The organism is Sphingomonas sp. 77B (genome assembly GCF_056497825.1).
The window spans coordinates 3,560,735-3,577,557 of sequence record NZ_JBWMBY010000001.1; the positions used below are offsets into that span (position 1 = coordinate 3,560,735).

Sequence of the window (16,823 nt, forward strand, 5' to 3'; positions counted from 1 at the left end):
GGTTCGATGCGCTGGCGCAATGCAATTCTGGCAGGGGTGGGGTTGGTCGCGCTGGCCGCGCCCGTCTCTGCGAAGGTGACGGCGCCCGCCGGGGCCAGGGTCTTCCGGCTCGATGGCGGCGGCGTCACCTATTCCATGGGGGTGGACGAGAAGGGCTATCTCCAGCCGCTCTACTGGGGGTCGGCGCTGGCGGCGGGCGATCCGCTGATCTCGGGCGATCCGGTCAAGACGGGCGACCCGATCGTGCTCAAGGCGCCGGACGAACTGTCCGGCTTCGACCCCGCCGGGTCGGTCACGCTCCAGGAGTTTCCGGGCCAGGGCGAGGGGCTGGTCAGCGATCCGGGCGTCAAGGCGCTGTTCGCCGACGGCAATCGCGACCTCGTGCTGAAATATCGTAGCCACAAGGCCAGCGGCGAGACGCTGACCGTCGAGCTGGCCGATATCCGCCGCCCGCTATTCGTCACCCTGACCTACACGATCAACCCGGCAACCGGCATCGTCGCCCGCTCGGCCAAGGTGCGTAACGGCGATGCGAAGCCGGTGCGGGTCGACCAGCTGGCGGCGGCGGTCCTGTCGCTGCCGGTGGGTGACGATTACCGGCTTCATTATCTGACCGGCCGCCATGCCGCGGAGTGGACGCAAAAGACGGTGCCGGTCGAGGCCGCCGCCACCGTGCTGGAGAGCCGTCGCGGATCGACCGGCCATGGCAACAACCCCTGGTTCGCGATCGACCGAGAAGGGCTGACCAGCGAGGAGCACGGCCCCGTCTGGTATGGTGCGCTCGCCTGGTCGGGCTCGTTCCGGATCAGCGTGGCGTCGGACAATCTCGGCCGGGTGCGCATCGCGGGGGGCTATAATCCCTATGATTTTTCCTGGACGTTGAAGCCGGGCGAGACGCTGGAAACACCGATCTTCTATGCGGGTTATTCGAACGACGGGCTGGGCGGGGCATCGCGCACCTTCCACCAATTCGAGGTCGCCAACATCCTGCCGCATGGCACCAAGGCGCGGCTGCGCCCTGTCCTCTATAACAGCTGGGAAGCGACCGCTTTCGACGTGACCGAGGCGGGGCAGATGGCCTTGGCCGAAAAGGCGGCGAAGATCGGCGTCGAGCGTTTCGTGGTCGACGACGGCTGGTTCGGCGCACGCAACAGCGACAAGGCGGGGCTGGGCGACTGGACGGTCAACCCGACCAAATTCCCCAACGGCCTCAAACCCCTGATCGACCGGGTGAAGGGGCTGGGCATGGACTTCGGCCTGTGGGTCGAGCCCGAGATGGTCAATGTCGACAGCGACCTCTACCGCGCACATCCCGACTGGGTCCTGAACTTTCCCGACCGGCCGAGGACGGAGGGGCGCAACCAGCTTGTGCTGAACCTCGCGCGCACCGATGTCCGCGATCACCTCCTGTCCGTGCTCGACAAGCTGGTCAGCGAGAACGACATCGCCTTCCTCAAATGGGACTATAACCGCAACTGGACCGAGGCGGGCTGGCCGGAACAGCCGGTCGCCGATCAGCAGCGCGTCTATGTCGAATATGTCCGCAACCTCTATTACATCCTGTCCGAACTGCGGCGGCGGCATCCGAAGCTGGAGATCGAGGCGTGTTCGGGGGGCGGCGGGCGTGTCGATTTGGGCATCATCGGGCTGATCGACGAGGTCTGGCCCTCGGACAATACCGATCCCGCCGACCGGCTGACCATCCAGGACGGCTTCACCCGCGCCTATCCGGTCGCGGTCATGATGGCCTGGGTCACGGACAGCCCCAATTGGGCGAACACCCGCGTCACCAGCCTCGACTATCGTTTCCTGTCGTCGATGCAGGGCGGGCTGGGGATTGGGGCCAATCTCGACAAATGGGCGGATGCCGACTTCGCCACCGCGCGCAAATGGGTGGCGGCCTACAAGACCATCCGCGAGACGGTGCAGCGCGGCGCGCTCTATCGCCTGCAGTCGCCGACCGGCGACAATGCCACGTCGGCCACTATGTATGTGGGGCAGGACAGGCGTCAGGCGGTGCTGTTCCAGATGCTGCATTCGTCCATGTGGCGCGACAACCCGGCCGCCATCCATGCCCAGGGGCTGGACCCGGCCCGGATCTATACGGTGAAGATGCTCGACGGCTCGGCAAGGCCCGCGGGCGTGCCCGCCCAGGCGTCGGGGGCGTACTGGATGAACCGGGGTTTGCGCGCGCCGCTGAAGGGGGATTATGTGGGCACGGCCTTCGTGTTCGAGGCGGTGGGATAGGCTTGACGGCCCGCCGGGCGTTGGGCGACCCTCTGGCCGTGCAAGGGGGAACACGACGATGGACAGGACGATTGCCATAGTGCTGGCGGCGCTGTTCCTGACATCCTGCGAGCAGCGGACTGTCCACAAGACGACGGAAAAACTTGCAGCTTTCGATGTCGCGGAGCCCCCGTCGGCCGAGATGGCACCCACGACCGGGCCTCGAATCGCCTATAGCTACACCGTCTCCTATGCGTTCGACCGGCCGACCGTGGCGCAGGTACAGGGCGACCAGCTGGCTCTATGTCGTCGGCTGGGCAGCCGCCGCTGCCTGGTGGTGCGATCGACACTGCATACGCCCGGCCCCGACGAGCATGTGGCGGCTGACGAGGCGATGTTGCTGGTCGATGCGCGGATCGTGGCCGGACTGAACCAGCGGCTGGATGTGCTGGCAAAAGCAGGCGGCGCGCGGCTGACGGAACGGCAACTGACCGCCGAGGACGTGACGCGCGCGACGATCGATGCCGATGCCAAGGTCCGCGCCAAACAGGCCCTGGCCGAGCGGTTGTTGGCGATCATCCGGTCGGGCAAGGGCAATGTCGGCGAGCTGGTCCAGGCCGAACGCGCCTATGCGACCACGCAGGAGGAATTGGACGCCGCCCGGCAGGAACAGGCCAGCCTGGCGCGGCGGGTCGCCATGTCGTCGGTGACGATCAGCTATTTCTACGACGATACGCCGGGTGCCCGATCCGCCGTGTGGAACAGCGTGCGGTCGGCGGGCGATACGCTGGCCACCAGCCTGGCCGCACTTATCAGTGCGGTGGTGGCGGGTCTGCCCTGGCTGGTCGTCGGCGGTGGCGTTATCCTGCTCCTGCGCCGCTTGGCCTGCAAGCGAGGCTGGCGCCGTCCGGGGCGCAGGTCGCCGCCGCCGTCGCCATTGGGTCGCGACGACACCATGTTATAGGCCGGATGGATGGGGGTGCAGTGGGGATTCGCTTGACGAAGCTGCCCGACGCCGAGGGGCGTCTTGTCCACCGATATGGGCTGACCAGGGAAGTCCGGCGGCTGGGTCGTCGCCTGGAGCTGCGCGCGGTCAGCCTGATCCCGGAGCATCTGAACCGCGCAGAAGGATATCGCGCGGCGCTGGCGGTCGCGCTGCCGTTGATCCTGGCGATCGCCACGGGGCATGTTGCATGGGGATGGGCGGTCTATGCCGCCTTCTGGACATGCCTGTGCGATACGCCGGGGCCCGATCGCCTGCGCCGTCGCCTGCTTGCGATCTTCATGGCGAGCGGGACGGCGATCGCTTTGATCGGCTCCTGGGCCGCATGGCTCGTGCCGCAGGGCAGCCTGCTGATCGGGCCGTTGCTGGTCTTCATCGCGACATTGTGCGCGGCGCGGCTGCCCTTTGGTGGCTTGGTCGGGACGCTGTCGGCGGTCGTCGCGGTGGTCGCGGTCGGCTTTCCGCATCCCCTGGCCATGGCGGTCCCGCTGGCGATGGCGTTCCTGGCGGGAGCGGCGTGGAGCTACCTGCTGATGACCGTCTTCTGGCGGATCAATGCCTATGATCCGCTGCGCCGTGCCGGTCGGGCGGTGAGCACCCGTCTGTCGGACATGGCGGAATATCTGGCGGAGCTGGGCGATGGTCCTCACCGCGATGCACGCTGGCATGGCGATCATGCCGAGCATCGCAGGGCGGTACGGCTGGCGATCGAGCGGTTTCGCGATGTGCTGATCCGCTACGAGGGCGAGGCGTCGGGCCCGGTGACGGCCGCGCGGCGGGATATTGCGGCGGCGGAGGCGATGTTCGGGGTGCTGCTTGCACTGGACCAGGCCTGCATCGACCGCTGGGGTCCGGCGGGGGAGCGTGCGGCGTTGGCCAATGCCTGCCGACGCGTGGTCGCAGGCGGGGGCCTCCTTAGCGGAGCCGCCATGGCCGAGGCGAGGGGCACGCTTCAAGGGCTTCGCGCGAACCTGACGCAGGATGTGTTCAGGGGGTGTGCAGCGGCGCTCGAAGGCGTGCTGGACATGCTGAGTGATTCGAATGCGGCCCCGGTTGTCGATCCGGCACCCGGCGGCGGTGCCGCGCCACCGGCCGATCGATCCTTGGCGATGGTGTCGCAGGGGCTCAGGCAAGCCGGTGGCGTGGTCGGGGTCTATCTGGCGGCGGCGGCGTTCGGGCTCGGCTATCCCTATTGGGCGGCGATGGCGGTCATCGTCGTGTTGCAGGGCGATGTGCGGGTGACATGGTCGCGTTGTCTGGAGCGTATCGCGGGCAGCCTGCTGGGCGGGGCGCTGGCGCTCGCGTTACCCCTGCTGGGCGGCGGGGCGATCGTTCCTGCTCTGGCCGCGGTGGCGCTGGCGGCGGTCACCATGGCGCTGCGGTCGGTCAACTACACCGTCTTCGTGATGTTCCTGACCACCTTGTTCGTCCTGGTCACCGACATGCTGCACCCCGCAATCGGTATCGCATCGGCGCGGATCGTCGACAATGTCATCGGCAGCATCGCGGCGATGCTGGCGGTGTTCGCCTTCCGGCCGGACTTTGGCCTTCCCCTGCCCAGGCGGATCGCGGCCGGGATCGCCGCCAATCGCCGCTATGGCGAGGCGGTGACTCAGGGCGAGCCCCGCGCCGTGATCGAGGCTACGCGCCGGGCGGCGGGACGCGCCAGCGTGGATGCCGAAATCGCCCTGCACGACCTGGGCGGCTGGTTGCACCGACTGACCCATCGTCAGGCGGATGTCGCGGCATTGCAGGATATGCGCAATCTGGCCGGTCGTGCCGCCATGGCCTGGCATGCCAGGATGGCGGACCCGCGTCGGGGCGGGGACGTGACCGGAACGGTGACGTAGAGCGGGAGTGGATCAGCGCGCCAGTGCGCGTTCGGTATCCTCTCTGGCCTGTTCGACCAGCACGATGGTCGCGGCACGCGCGGCGGCGGCGTCGGCCTCCGCGATGGCGGCGAACAGGTGGCGGTGTTCGGGCATGGAGTCGCGGGGCTGTTTGGCGCTGCGATGCTTGTAGAGCGTGGTCCAGCGGACGGCCGCGCCGATACTGCCCGACAGGCTGATGAGCAGTTCGTTGGCCGTCGCCTCCAGGATGATGTTGTGGAACAGCTGGTCGGCGGCGCGGCCCTGTTCGGTGTGGAGCCCGTGCTCGCCCATCGCCTCCAGCGCGGCACCCATGCGGGAGAGCTGGCGCGTGTCGCGCTTGACCGCCGCCAGTTCGGCGGCGGCGGGCTCGACGATCAGGCGCAGCTGGAACAGGCTGGTGACGAAACCGGCGGGCGGCTCGCCCTCAAACATCCAGGCGAGCAGTTCGGGGTCGAGCAGGTTCCATTCCAGCCGCTCACGCACCCGCGTCCCCGCCTTGGGCTTGCTGACCACCAGCCCCTTGGCCGCCAGCATCCGCAGCGCCTCGCGCACCACGGAGCGGGATATGCCGCGCTGCTCCGCAATCTCGACTTCGCCGGGCAGGGTCGATCCGGTCGGGATGCGGCCGGTTACGATGGCGACACCGATCTCCCGCGCCAGGGCGCTATGGGCGGGGCCGCGCCGCTTCAAGGTCGTCACTCGGTAGGGTCCTCCCCGGATCATCGGGGCGTCACCCCTTTGTTGTCTGACCATATTATGAGGCGATGCGCGGAAAGGAAAGCGCGGCGGTGAAGCGGGGCCGCTTGCGCCCCGAATGAGACCATGTATCATCGCAAAATCCGACAGTTGCTCCCGACCCCGTGTCGCGGCACGATGCGGCATTCACGACCATGAGGGGGTCCGTTTTTCATGCGTTTCCGCCAATTTCTGCTCGCCGCCAGCGCGCTTGCCGTCCTGACGCCCGCCACCGCGCAACAGGCACCCGCGACGGACCAGCAGCCGGTCAAGGTCGTCACCGATTCGACGGTCAGCGATATCCCGGCTCATTTCACCCCGCCGACCGACGTGGCCGAGCGCGACTATATCAAGCGCGAAGTGATGGTTCCAATGCGCGACGGCGTGAAGCTGTACACCGTCATCGTGATCCCGAAGAACGCGGTGAATGCACCGATCGTGCTGACCCGCACCCCTTATAATGCCGCGGGCCGCGCCAAACGCTCGGACAGCACCAAGATGATCGAGGCGCTGCCGCTGGCCGATGAGGAATTCGTGAAGGCCGGTTACATCCGTGTCTATCAGGACATTCGCGGCAAATACGGATCGGAAGGCGAATATGTCGTCACCCGCCCCGTCATCGGCCCGCTGAACGCGACAAAGGTCGACCACACGACCGACGCCTATGACACGATCGACTGGCTGGTGAATAAGGCGAATCTGCCCCAGTCCAATGGCCGGGTCGGCATGATCGGGTCGTCTTACGAGGGCTTCACCGTCGTCATGGCCCTGCTGAACCCGCACCCCGCGCTGAAGGTCGCCGCACCCGAAAGCCCGATGATCGACGGCTGGATGGGCGACGACTGGTTCCATTACGGCGCGTTCCGCCTCGCCAATATCGCCTGGATCGGGTCGCAGACCGGCTACAAGGGTGAGGGCAAGGCGCCGTCCAGCGGCGGTTACGACGATTACGAGAATTTCCGCTACGGCTCGGCGAACGACTGGGCCAAGAAGTCGGGTTACGACCAGCTGCCCTTCTGGCAGCGTATCGTGCAGCATCCGGCCTATGACTTCTATTGGCAGGGCCAGGCGCTCGACAAGCTGCTGGCGGCCAATCCCTCCAATGTGCCGACGATCTGGGAACAGGGGCTGTGGGACCAGGAGGACATGTACGGCGCGATCACGTCCTGGGAAGCGCTGAAGGCCAAGGGCAAGCTGGGCAACAACTTCCTGGTAATGGGGCCGTGGCGGCATAGCCAGATCAACCGCACCGGCATCAGCCTGGGGCCGTTCCAGTGGAATGGCGACACCGCCAAGCAGTTCCGCGAGGACATGGTCCTGCCGCTGTTCAACCAGTATCTTAAGGACGGCGCGCCCGCCAACCTGCCCAGCGCGGCCATCTACAACACCGGCGAAAACCATTGGGACAAGCTGACCCAATGGCCGCTCGCCTGCCAGAGCGGGTGTGCCGCGCCGCTGACCCCGCTCTATCTGGCGGATGACAAGGGTCTGAGCTTCGACAAGCCGGGGGCCGGGGCCGATGCCTATGTCTCCGATCCGGCCAATCCGGTGCCGCATCTGTCGCGTCCGGTGAACTTCAACGATGGCCGCTGGGGTGACTGGCTGGTCAGCGACCAGCGTCATGCCGATGGCCGCACCGATGTCGTTACCTATACGACGCCGGTCCTGACCAAGGCGGTGCGCGTGTCGGGTGCGCCGATCGCCGACCTGTTCGCGCGGACGACCGGCACGGACGGCGATTTTGTCGTGAAGATCATCGACGTGCTGCCGCCCGAGGACGCGATCGATCCGAAGATGGGCGGCTATGAGCTGCCGATCAGCCTCGACATCTTCCGCGGGCGTTATCGCAACGGCTTCTCCAACCCCACCGCCATCCCGGCGGGCAAGGTGCAGGAATACAAATTTCGCCTGCCGACGGTGAATCATGTGTTCCAGCCGGGCCACCGGATCATGATCCAGGTCCAGTCCAGCCTGTTCCCGCTCTACGACCGCAATCCGCAGACCTTCGTGCCCAATATCTTCACGGCCAGGGCGAGCGACTATAAGAAGGCGACGATCACGCTGGAGCGCGGCGGTGCCAATGCCAGCCGTGTCTGGCTGCCGGTGGTGCCGCTCGACCAGTCGGCGGTAATGGCGCGCTGATCCGTCCGGGCGGATCATGATCCACCCGACGGATTTGTCCGAAACAGGCCTTGGAGCCACGGCCCGGTAGCGTTACTCTGCCGGTCGTGGCTCTCCCACCACCTCCATCACCGCCTTTGCCGATGCCCGGCGAAGCGATCGGAACGGCTGCGGCCGGTCCAGCCGATGCCCAGCGCTATATGGCGCTGGTGGCGGCGGCGACCGACCGGCTGATGGCGGCCGACGATCCGGCTGCGATGATCGATTCGCTGTTCGCGCTCATCCGCGACGAAATGCGGCTCGACGTCTTCTTCCATTTCCGCCGCGATGGCGACGTCGTCCGGCTGGATACGTCGGGCGGCCTGACCCGCGCCGAGCGTCTTGCGGCTGCCGAGCTGGACATCGCCCTGTCCGCCTGCGGGCAGGCGATGCGGGAGCGTCGGGTGCTTCACCTGACCGATATCCAGACCAGTGGGGAGGCGCAGACGGCCTTTGTCCGGTCGCTGGGTGTCGATGTCTATCTGTGTATGCCGCTGCTCCATGGGGACGAGGTGCTGGGCACGCTCGGTTTCGGACGGCGGGCCGCGCGGCCGTTCGACGAGGATGAGCGGCGGCTGTTGCTGCTGCTATGCCATTATGCCGCCCTGGCGCAGCATCGGCTGCGGATCGAGGAGGCGCTCCGGCATGGGCTCGACACCCAGGCGCGGCTACTGGCCGAACTGAACCACCGGGTCCGCAACGCCCTGCAGGTCGCGATCGGCCTGGTGTCGCACGAGGGGCGGGAGGCCCAGGATCCGGGTACGCGCGGCGCGCTGATGCGCGCGGCCGAGCGCTTGCAGGTGCTCGCGAGCGCCCACCGGCCGCTTTACGCCACCGCCGATCCGGGGCTGGTCGACCTGCCAGCACTGTTCGGCGACGTGATCGCGCAGTTGCGCGGCCATGAGGCGGCCCTGCCGATCACGGTCGACACCCCTGTTTCGGTCCCTGTCGAGCGCGCGGTGGCCGCCGCCCTGCTGCTCGATGCGCTGATGGCGGAAGGGGTGGGGACCCCACGGATCGGCTTCATGGTCCGAGGTGCTCACGGGAACGAAACGCTCCGCATCGCGTTTCAGGCGATCGGATGGGGACGTATCGTCGATCTGGTCGATCGCAATCGGCTGGTGGCGCGACTTTGCCATCAGTTGCGCGCGACGTTGACGAGCGAGGGTGATGGGTGTTTGATCTTGGTCATGCCGCATGAAGGCGGCACATACGGGACTCGCCCCTCAGCCCCATGACGAAATTGCCGACGAGACGCCGCTGAACCTCCTCATCATCGAAGATGAGGCGCTGGTCGCGATGCTGGTCGAAGATGCCCTGACCCTGCACGGCCACCGGGTCATCGGCATCGCCGATACGGTTGCCTCCGCCATGGCGCTGGCGGATGGGGAGCGGCCCGATCTGGCGCTTTGCGACGTCAAACTGGCCGATGGCGACAGCGGGCTGACCGCGGCACAGTTGCTGGCCGATCGCGGGATTCCGTGCGTGTTCCTCAGCGGCAATTGTCCCGAAAATGGCGGACATCCGCTGGTCATCGGCTGCATCGCCAAGCCGTTTCGTGCCGGTAGTCTGGGTGCCGCCGTCCGCGCCGCGCACCAGACCGCGACCGGCCGACGACCCAGCGATCCGCCGCCTGCACTGAAATTCTACCACGAGGCAGGATAGGCGCCGTCCGACCGGAGGCGTGACGCGGGGTTCAGACGGAGAAGGGGGTTCGGCTTGGCGACATGGCGACGATCAGACCCCGGCACGCCCGCCCATGCAGGCCGCTCCGGGGCCCGCCCCGATCCGGGTTTCGATCGCCAGTTCCAGCCGGTCGAGGATGCGCGCAAAATCGCCGATGTCCTCCTCGGTCAACAGGCTGAACGCCTGTTCTACCAGTTCGCGACGCAGCGGCTCGGTCTGGCGCAGGACTTGATGGCCCTTGTCGGTGATATCGAGCCGCTTGGCGCGTCGGTCGACCGGATCGGGCACCCGAACGACCAGCGCGTCGCGCTCCATCGTATCGATCGCCTGGGTCACGGTACGCGGCGCAAGATCGAACCAGTCCGCGACGTCCGCCGCGCGCACCGGCGCATTGTGGGCGATGTAATGCAGCATCTTGGTCCGCGCCAGCGACGCACCCTCCGCCACCATGCGCCGGTCGAGCACCCGATGCATCAGGTTGTAGATGCGCCCATAGCGTATCGCCAGTTGTACATGATCGGTCATAATATGAGGTAGCTCAATAAATGGTCTTGCCTTATTGTGCAAGTGCGAGCAAATGCACGACCCAGTATTTTTGATTCCATCGACAGGGAGGCCGGTGTGGCCGACGCAAACCAAGTGAATGAGGGGCAGGACGCAGAGCGCGAAGGCGCCGACGCGGCCGAGGACAAGGCTCCCGTATCGCTCGCCAAGAAGCGGCGTATCCGTATCATCCTGCTGGTCGTCGCGGCGGTTGCCGTGATCGGTGGCGTGTTCTGGTACGTCAATTACAAGAGCGTCGGCCAGTATATGCAGACGACCAACGACGCGTATATCCAGGCGGATGCGGTCACGGTCGCGCCCAAGGTCTCGGGCTATGTCGACAAGGTGTTCGTGGCCGAGAACCAGAACGTTCAGGCGGGCCAGCCGCTGCTCCAGATCGATACCCGCGACTATAAGGCGCAGACGGCGCAGATCCAGGCGCAGATCGGCGTCGCCCGTGCCAATGCCGAGGGTGTCCAGGCGCAGATCAAGGAACAGCAGGCGGCGATCGATCGCGCCGAGGCCGATCTCCGCGCCGCGCAGAGCGACGCCGCCTTCGCCCAGGCCGAGGTGACGCGCTACGCCCCGCTCGCCGCATCGGGCGCGGAAAGCCGCGAGCGCCTGTCGCAGCTGCAGAACCAGGCGCGCCAGGCCAATGCCAAGGTCGCAGCCGCCTCCGCCGCGCTGGCCGCGTCGCGTCGCCGCATCGGCACGCTCGATGCACAGGTCCAGCAGGCGCGTTCGCAGGGGCAGGCCGCCAAGGCGCAGCTCGACGCCGCCGACGTCAATCTGAACTCGACCCTGATCCGCGCCTCCATCGGCGGCCGGGTCGGGAACAAGACGGTGCGCGTCGGCCAGTTCCTGCAGGCGGGCACCCGGACCATGTCGATCGTGCCGGTCAACCAGCTGTATATCAACGCCAACTTCAAGGAGACGCAGCTCGGCCTGATGCGCCCCGGCCAGCCGGTGAAGATCGATGTCGATGCGCTGCCGGGCGTCGAGATCAAGGGTCATGTCGAGAGCGTGGCGCCGGGCACCGGCGCGCAATTCTCGCTGTTGCCGCCGCAGAACGCGACCGGCAACTTTACCAAGATCGTGCAGCGCGTGCCCGTCCGCATCGCGGTCGACGCCGATGCGCAGACCCGCGCCCTGATGGTGCCGGGCATGTCGGTCGAGGTGACGGTGGATACCCGTTCGGCCAAGGGCGCGCTGAAGCGCATCGCCGAGCAGCAGGACCAGCATAACGAGACGCGGCAGGGGGCGCAGGGCCGGTGAGCGCCGCCGCCGCCCCCGCTCGGGGCAATAAGGCCGGTTCGGCCGCCCAGGGCGGCGGCACACCCGCCAAGGCCGACCTGACCGCTTGGCTCGCCGTCGCGGCGGGCAGCATCGGTGCGCTGATGGCGACGCTCGACATCTCGATCGTCAACTCGGCGCTGCCGACCATCCAGGGCGAGATCGGCGCCAGCGGGACCGAGGGGACGTGGATCGCGACCTCGTACCTCGTCGCCGAGATCATCATCATCCCGTTGTCGGCCTGGCTGGAGCGGTTGCTCGGCCTGCGCACCTTCCTGCTGATCGCCACGATCCTGTTCACCAGCTTCTCGGTGGTGTGCGGCCTGTCGACCAACCTGACGATGATGATTATCGGGCGCGCGGGGCAGGGCATCACCGGCGGCGCGCTGATCCCCACCGCGCTGACCATTATCGCCACCCGCCTGCCGCGTGAGCAGCAGCCGATCGGCACCGCCTTTTTCGGCGTCACCGCCATTCTGGGCCCCGTGATGGGGCCTCTGATCGGCGGCTGGCTGACCGAGAATGTCAGCTGGCACTATGCCTTCTTCCTGAACGTGCCGGTGGGGGCGATCCTCGTCACCTTCCTGCTCGTCGGCTTGCCGCACCAGAAGCCGCAAATGGCCGAATTGATGAAGGCCGACTGGTTGGGCATCGCCGGTCTGGCGCTGGGTCTGGGCGGCCTGACGGTAGTGCTGGAGGAAGGGCAGCGCGAGCAGTGGTTCCAGTCGCGCGAGATCGTCGAGCTGACCGCTCTGTCGATCGTCGGCTTCTGCCTGTTGTTCGCGGGGCAGTTCGTCGCGTCCAAGCCGGTCATCCGCCTCAAGCTGCTGCTCGACCGTCAGTTCGGCAGCGTGGTCATCATGGGTATCGTGCTGGGCATGGTGCTCTATGGCACCTCCTATGTGATCCCGCAGTTCCTCGCCTCGATTGCCGGGTACAACGCGTTCCAGGCGGGCAAGGTGGTTCTGCTCAGCGGTATTCCCAGCCTCTTGATGATGCCGTTCACCCCGATCCTCATCAAGAAGGTCGATATCCCCATCGCGGTCGGCCTGGGGCTGGGCATCATGGCGCTGAGCGCGGGGATCGACACGGTGCTGACCGCCGATTCCACCGGCGGTTCCTTCACCGACAGCCAGTTGCTGCGCGGGGTCGGTACGATCCTGGGCATGTTGTTCTTGAACCAGGCGGCGATCTCGTCGGTGCCGCCGTCGCAGGCAGGCGATGCGGCCGGGCTGTTCAGTGCGGCGCGCAACCTGGGCGGCTCGTTCGCGCTCGCGGGAATCGCGACGGTGCAGGACCAGCGCAGCTTCCTCCATCAGCAGCGCCTGGAGGAATCGCTGGCCGCCAATTCGCAGGCGGTGCAGGACTGGCTGGCCGGTCTGTCGCAGCAATTCGGCGGCACCGAGGCTGGCTACCGCATGATCGGCAACATCATCCAGCAACAGGCGCTGGTCATGACCTATAACGACCTGTTCTTCATCCTGTGCGTCGGCATCATCATGGTGATGCCGCTTGTCCTGTTCCTCCGCCCGCTGCCCAAGGGCGGCCCTGTGGCGATGCATTGAGAACCATGATGCGCAAGCAGTTTTCCCTGATCCCGCTCCTCCTGCTGGGGGCCTGCACCGTCGGGCCGAACTATGCGGGACCGCCCAAGGCCATCGGCTCGGCGGCGACCCCGCCCGCCGGCTTCGTGCGCGCCGACAACACGCTGGCGACGACCGCCCCTGCGGTCGCCGACTGGTGGACGACGCTGAACGATCCCATGCTCAACTGGCTGGAGGAGCGGGCGCTGGCGTCCAATCCCAATGTTGCGGTGGCGCAGGCGCGGTTGAAGCAGGCGCGTTCGGCGCTGCGGCTGGAGCGGGCCAACCAGGCGCCCAACGCCAATGCCAGTGCGACCTATCTCCATGCCAATCTCCCCGAACTCAACCTCGGCGGCGGCAGCGGGGAGCAGGGCGGTGCCAATGGCGGCGCGTCCGGCGGTTCGGCGAACGGCTCGGGCGGTGGCACCAATGTCGACTTCTTCAACCTGGGCTTCGATGCCAGCTGGGAAATCGACCTGTTCGGCGGCCGTCGCCGCACCGTCGAGGCGGCCCGCGCCAGTGCGGCGGCGGCGGAGGCCAATGTCGCCGATGCGCAGGTGTCGCTCAGCGCCGATGTCGCCCAGGCTTATGTCGGGCTTCGCGACGCGCAGCAAAGGCTGATCCTGGCGCGTGAGGCGTCGCGGATGCAGCGCGACACGCTGAATTTGACGCTCCAGCGGTTCAACAACGGCACCGCCTCGCAGCTGGAGGTGGAGCGGCTGCGCAACCAGGTGGAGAGCACCGATGCGCAGATCCTGCCGCTGTCGGCCTCGGTCGAGACCTATCTCAATGCGCTTGCCATCCTGATCGGCGAGGCGCCGGGTATGCTCGACCAGCGGCTGACCCAGGCGGGGCAGGTGCCGCTGCCCCCGGCCCAGGTGTCGGTGGGCGATCCGACCAGCCTGCTTCAGCGCCGCCCCGACATTCGCGCCGCCGAGCGCAATCTGGCGGCGCAGACGGCCAAGATCGGCGTGGCGGAAGCGGCGAAGTTCCCGCGCCTCAACCTGATGGGGATCATCGGCATCGGCGGCACCTCGCTCGACTCGCTGACCGATCTCGACAATCTGGTGACGCTTGGCGCGCCGATGCTCCAGTGGAACGTGCTGAACTTCGGCCGCGCCAACGCCCGCGTCGGACAGGCCGAGGGCGCGCGCGACGAGGCGGAGGCGCGCTATCGCGGCGCGGTCCTGTCGGCGCTGCGCGATGCGGAGGATTCGCTGGCCCGTTTCCGGGCTCGGCGAAACACGGTGGCGACGCTGGCGCGGGCGAAGGCGTCGGCCGACCGTTCGGCGGTGCTGATGCAGCAGCGTTATCGCGCGGGTGCCGCGACGCTGATCGATACGCTGGACGCCGAGCGGCAGCGGGTGGCGGCGCAGCAGTCGCTGTCGCAGGCGGTCGCCGGGCTGACCAATGATTATGTGGCGCTACAAAAAGCGCTCGGCTTGGGCTGGCGGGCACCGACGGGGGCGTAAGGAACAGCCCTACTGCGTCATTGCGAGCGTAGCGAAGCAATCCAGTGTCCGGGCAAGACGTCCTGGATTGCTTCGCTACGCTCGCAATGACGGCTGGCGAATTTACGCCCCCGCCTTGGCGATCCGCTCGCGCGCTTCGCGTTCGATCGTCTCCAGCTCGTCGACCGTCTGGATCAGCGCGGTCATCTGCTGGCGCAGTTCGTCCACCCGCTCGCGGCAACGTTCGGCCAGCACGCGCATCTGTTCGACATGCTGCGGATCGGCGTCGTACAGCCGCAGGAACTCCTCGATCTCGCGGAGAGAGAATCCCAGTCGCTTGCCGCGCAGGATCAACTGCATCCGGCCCGTCTCGCGCTTGGAATAGACGCGCGCGGTGCCGACGCGGCGCGGCTCGATCAGTCCGCGATCTTCATAGAAACGCAGCGTGCGCGTCGTCACGCCCAGGCTGTTCGCGACATCCTGGATGCCGCGAAGCTCCTCGTTTTCCCCCACCGTCTATTCCCCCACGGGCCGCACCGCCGCCGCAGCGGCCTTGGCCAATTCTTCCTCAACCAATTCCTTTTTCGACAATTTGCCGATCAGGGTCTTGGGCAGGCTTTCGCGGATTTCGACCTCGCGGGGAAGTTCGATCTTGCTGACCTTGTCCTGAAGGAACACACGCAGTTCCTCGGGCGTGGCGTGGTGATCGGCGGCGAGCTTGACGAAGGCCTTGGGCGACTGGCCGCGATAGGCATCGGGGATGCCGATGACGACGGCTTCGGCGACGGCCGGATGCTCGTACAGCGCTTCCTCGATCATGCGCGGATAGACGTTGTAGCCGCCGCACAGGATCACGTCCTTGATCCGGTCGACGATGAACAGATAGCCGTCCTCGTCCAGATAGCCGACATCGCCGGTGCGCAGCGCGCCGTGGATGAAGACCTGCTCGGTCTCGCTCGGCCTGTTCCAGTAACCGGACATGACCTGCGGGCCGCGCGCGCAGATTTCGCCGACCTCGCCCGGCGGCATCAGCCGGTCGGGATTGTCGCGGTCGCGGATCTCGATGACCGTGCCGGGGAAGGGCTGGCCCGCAGAGCCCCCCTTGTTCTCGCCGATGATGGGGTTGCAGGTGATGATCGGCGACGCCTCGGACAGGCCATAGCCCTCGACCAGCTTGCCGCCGGTCGTATTCTCGAACGCGATCCGCACTTCGGCGGGCAGGGGCGCGCCGCCCGAGATACAGGCCTTGATCGCCGACAGGTCGACCTTGCGCGCCTCGGCCACGCCCGCGATCGCGTTGTAGATGGTGGGGACGGCCGGGAAATAGGTCGGCTTGCTGCGGGCGATGGTCTTGAGCACCTGATCCAGCTCGAACCGGGGGAGCAGGATCATCTCCGCGCCGACCCGGATCGCGAAGCTGAGCACGGTAGTCAGCGCAAAGACGTGGAAGAGGGGAAGGACGCCCAGGATGCGTTCCTCGCCGATCATCTCCTCGCCGCCGGTATGGATGACCATGGCATCGGCATTGGCGACAAGGTTGGCGTGCGAGAGCATCGCCGCCTTCGGGCTGCCCGTCGTGCCGCCGGTATATTGCAGCACGGCCACATCGTCGGGCTTGGCCGATACCGGGGTCAGCGTGCCGCCGCGCTTCATCATCTGGGCAAAGCTCAGGTGTCGGGGCGATGGGCCGGGCGCGGCGATCATCGCGCGCTTGAGCAGGCGATAGGCCAGGCCCTTGATCGTCGGCAGGGCATCGGCAACCGGGCAGGCGATGACGTGACGCAAGTTCAGCTTTTCGGCGACGTGGGAGACGCGGCCATAGATGTCGGGAATGTCGCAGGTGGCGATGATCTCCGCGCCCGAATCCTCCAGCAGGTGGCACAGCTCGCGCTCGACATAGAGCGGGTTGACGTTGACGACGATGCCCCCGGCCTTGAGCGTCGCGAAGTAGAGCACCGGATAATAGATGATGTTGGGCAGGCAGAGCGCGACGCGGGTGCCCTGTTTCACGCCCAGCGCCTGAAGCCCGGCGGCGGCCTTGTCGACCATCGTGCCCAGTTCGTCATAGCGGGTGATTCGACCCATGAAGTCGATGGCGGGCCGCGACCCGTGCCGCCGTACCGTGGTCTCGAACATATCGGTCAGCAGCCGCGGCTCGAAGACCAGGGGGCGTCCCGTCGCCTGACCCGGTACACCGCCTGTCGTGGTTTCCCCGATGGCTCCTGCCGTCATCGCGTCGCTCTCCTATATCTTTTTTCGACCATACCCGGTT

13 protein-coding genes are annotated in these 16,823 nt (G+C 66.9%); 9 read left to right on the forward strand and 4 right to left on the reverse strand.

Annotated elements, in window-relative coordinates; genetic code table 11:
• Window positions 1-6: 6 nt before the first annotated feature.
• The 3 genes from AC1GI4_RS16770 to AC1GI4_RS16780 are packed head-to-tail and all read left to right on the forward strand — an operon-like array spanning window position 7 to window position 5,079.
• Window positions 7-2,247, forward strand: coding sequence for an alpha-galactosidase (locus tag AC1GI4_RS16770; RefSeq protein WP_479630251.1), 2,241 nt, complete (start codon window positions 7-9; stop codon window positions 2,245-2,247).
• Window positions 2,248-2,305: 58 nt separating this feature from the next.
• The gene (locus AC1GI4_RS16775; RefSeq protein ID WP_479630252.1) at window positions 2,306-3,190 is read left to right on the forward strand and encodes a DUF4349 domain-containing protein; all 885 of its coding nucleotides are present in this window, start codon (window positions 2,306-2,308) and stop codon (window positions 3,188-3,190) included.
• A gap of 32 nt (window positions 3,191-3,222) precedes the next feature.
• Window positions 3,223-5,079: an FUSC family protein gene (locus AC1GI4_RS16780; RefSeq protein ID WP_479630253.1), complete on the forward strand. Its 1,857-nt coding sequence runs from the start codon at window positions 3,223-3,225 to the stop codon at window positions 5,077-5,079.
• A gap of 12 nt (window positions 5,080-5,091) precedes the next feature.
• On the opposite strand, the gene AC1GI4_RS16785 is transcribed toward AC1GI4_RS16780, so the two are convergent.
• Entirely contained in the window at window positions 5,092-5,799 is a 708-nt protein-coding gene (locus tag AC1GI4_RS16785; RefSeq protein ID WP_294270203.1) for a FadR/GntR family transcriptional regulator, read from the reverse strand.
• A 210-nt stretch (window positions 5,800-6,009) separates the two neighbouring features.
• Here AC1GI4_RS16785 and AC1GI4_RS16790 point away from each other — a divergent pair, with 210 nt between their 5' ends.
• The 3 genes from AC1GI4_RS16790 to AC1GI4_RS16800 all read left to right on the forward strand — a co-directional run bounded on the left by AC1GI4_RS16790 (window position 6,010) and on the right by AC1GI4_RS16800 (window position 9,660).
• Window positions 6,010-7,977: a CocE/NonD family hydrolase gene (locus AC1GI4_RS16790; protein WP_479630255.1), complete on the forward strand. Its 1,968-nt coding sequence runs from the start codon at window positions 6,010-6,012 to the stop codon at window positions 7,975-7,977.
• 122 nt (window positions 7,978-8,099) lie between these two features.
• Window positions 8,100-9,233, forward strand: coding sequence for a GAF domain-containing protein (locus tag AC1GI4_RS16795; RefSeq protein WP_479630256.1), 1,134 nt, complete (start codon window positions 8,100-8,102; stop codon window positions 9,231-9,233).
• Window positions 9,193-9,660 (forward strand): response regulator, encoded by a 468-nt coding sequence (locus tag AC1GI4_RS16800; protein WP_479630257.1) that lies wholly within the window; start codon window positions 9,193-9,195, stop codon window positions 9,658-9,660. The genes AC1GI4_RS16795 and AC1GI4_RS16800 overlap by 41 nt, the downstream gene beginning before the upstream one ends.
• A gap of 72 nt (window positions 9,661-9,732) precedes the next feature.
• On the opposite strand, the gene AC1GI4_RS16805 is transcribed toward AC1GI4_RS16800, so the two are convergent.
• Entirely contained in the window at window positions 9,733-10,206 is a 474-nt protein-coding gene (locus AC1GI4_RS16805) for a MarR family winged helix-turn-helix transcriptional regulator (protein WP_433910221.1), read from the reverse strand.
• Between the two features lie 96 nt (window positions 10,207-10,302).
• On the opposite strand from AC1GI4_RS16805, the gene AC1GI4_RS16810 reads away from it, so the two are divergent.
• The 3 genes from AC1GI4_RS16810 to AC1GI4_RS16820 are packed head-to-tail and all read left to right on the forward strand — an operon-like array spanning window position 10,303 to window position 14,572.
• Window positions 10,303-11,499: an HlyD family secretion protein gene (locus AC1GI4_RS16810; RefSeq protein WP_479630259.1), complete on the forward strand. Its 1,197-nt coding sequence runs from the start codon at window positions 10,303-10,305 to the stop codon at window positions 11,497-11,499.
• On the forward strand, window positions 11,496-13,082 hold the full coding sequence (locus AC1GI4_RS16815) for an MDR family MFS transporter (protein ID WP_479630260.1): 1,587 nt from the start codon (window positions 11,496-11,498) through the stop codon (window positions 13,080-13,082). Before AC1GI4_RS16810 ends, AC1GI4_RS16815 begins: the two co-directional genes overlap by 4 nt.
• 8 nt (window positions 13,083-13,090) lie before the next feature.
• Window positions 13,091-14,572 carry an efflux transporter outer membrane subunit gene (locus tag AC1GI4_RS16820; RefSeq protein WP_479630443.1) on the forward strand — a complete coding sequence of 494 codons (1,482 nt, stop codon included), beginning with the start codon at window positions 13,091-13,093 and terminating at the stop codon, window positions 14,570-14,572.
• A 102-nt stretch (window positions 14,573-14,674) separates the two neighbouring features.
• Here AC1GI4_RS16820 and AC1GI4_RS16825 read toward each other — a convergent pair whose 3' ends face one another.
• Together AC1GI4_RS16825 and AC1GI4_RS16830 are read right to left on the reverse strand one after the other, a co-directional pair.
• Entirely contained in the window at window positions 14,675-15,064 is a 390-nt protein-coding gene (locus AC1GI4_RS16825) for a MerR family transcriptional regulator (protein WP_479630261.1), read from the reverse strand.
• Window positions 15,065-15,067: 3 nt separating this feature from the next.
• Window positions 15,068-16,783 carry a long-chain-fatty-acid--CoA ligase gene (locus tag AC1GI4_RS16830; RefSeq protein WP_479630262.1) on the reverse strand — a complete coding sequence of 572 codons (1,716 nt, stop codon included), beginning with the start codon at window positions 16,781-16,783 and terminating at the stop codon, window positions 15,068-15,070.
• Between the last annotated feature and the right edge of the window lie 40 nt (window positions 16,784-16,823).

Excerpts from the sequence above, each read along its gene's own strand:
- AC1GI4_RS16820 (WP_479630443.1), top strand. The coding sequence starts at position 13,091 with ATGCGCAAGCAGTTTTCCCTGATCCCGCTCCTCCTGCTGGGGGCCTGC.
- AC1GI4_RS16795 (WP_479630256.1), top strand. The coding sequence starts at position 8,100 with ATGCCCGGCGAAGCGATCGGAACGGCTGCGGCCGGTCCAGCCGATGCC.
- AC1GI4_RS16805 (WP_433910221.1), bottom strand. The coding sequence starts at position 10,206 with ATGACCGATCATGTACAACTGGCGATACGCTATGGGCGCATCTACAAC.
- AC1GI4_RS16790 (WP_479630255.1), top strand. The coding sequence starts at position 6,010 with ATGCGTTTCCGCCAATTTCTGCTCGCCGCCAGCGCGCTTGCCGTCCTG.
- AC1GI4_RS16770 (WP_479630251.1), top strand. The coding sequence starts at position 7 with ATGCGCTGGCGCAATGCAATTCTGGCAGGGGTGGGGTTGGTCGCGCTG.
- AC1GI4_RS16775 (WP_479630252.1), top strand. The coding sequence starts at position 2,306 with ATGGACAGGACGATTGCCATAGTGCTGGCGGCGCTGTTCCTGACATCC.
- AC1GI4_RS16830 (WP_479630262.1), bottom strand. The coding sequence starts at position 16,783 with ATGACGGCAGGAGCCATCGGGGAAACCACGACAGGCGGTGTACCGGGT.
- AC1GI4_RS16800 (WP_479630257.1), top strand. The coding sequence starts at position 9,193 with ATGAAGGCGGCACATACGGGACTCGCCCCTCAGCCCCATGACGAAATT.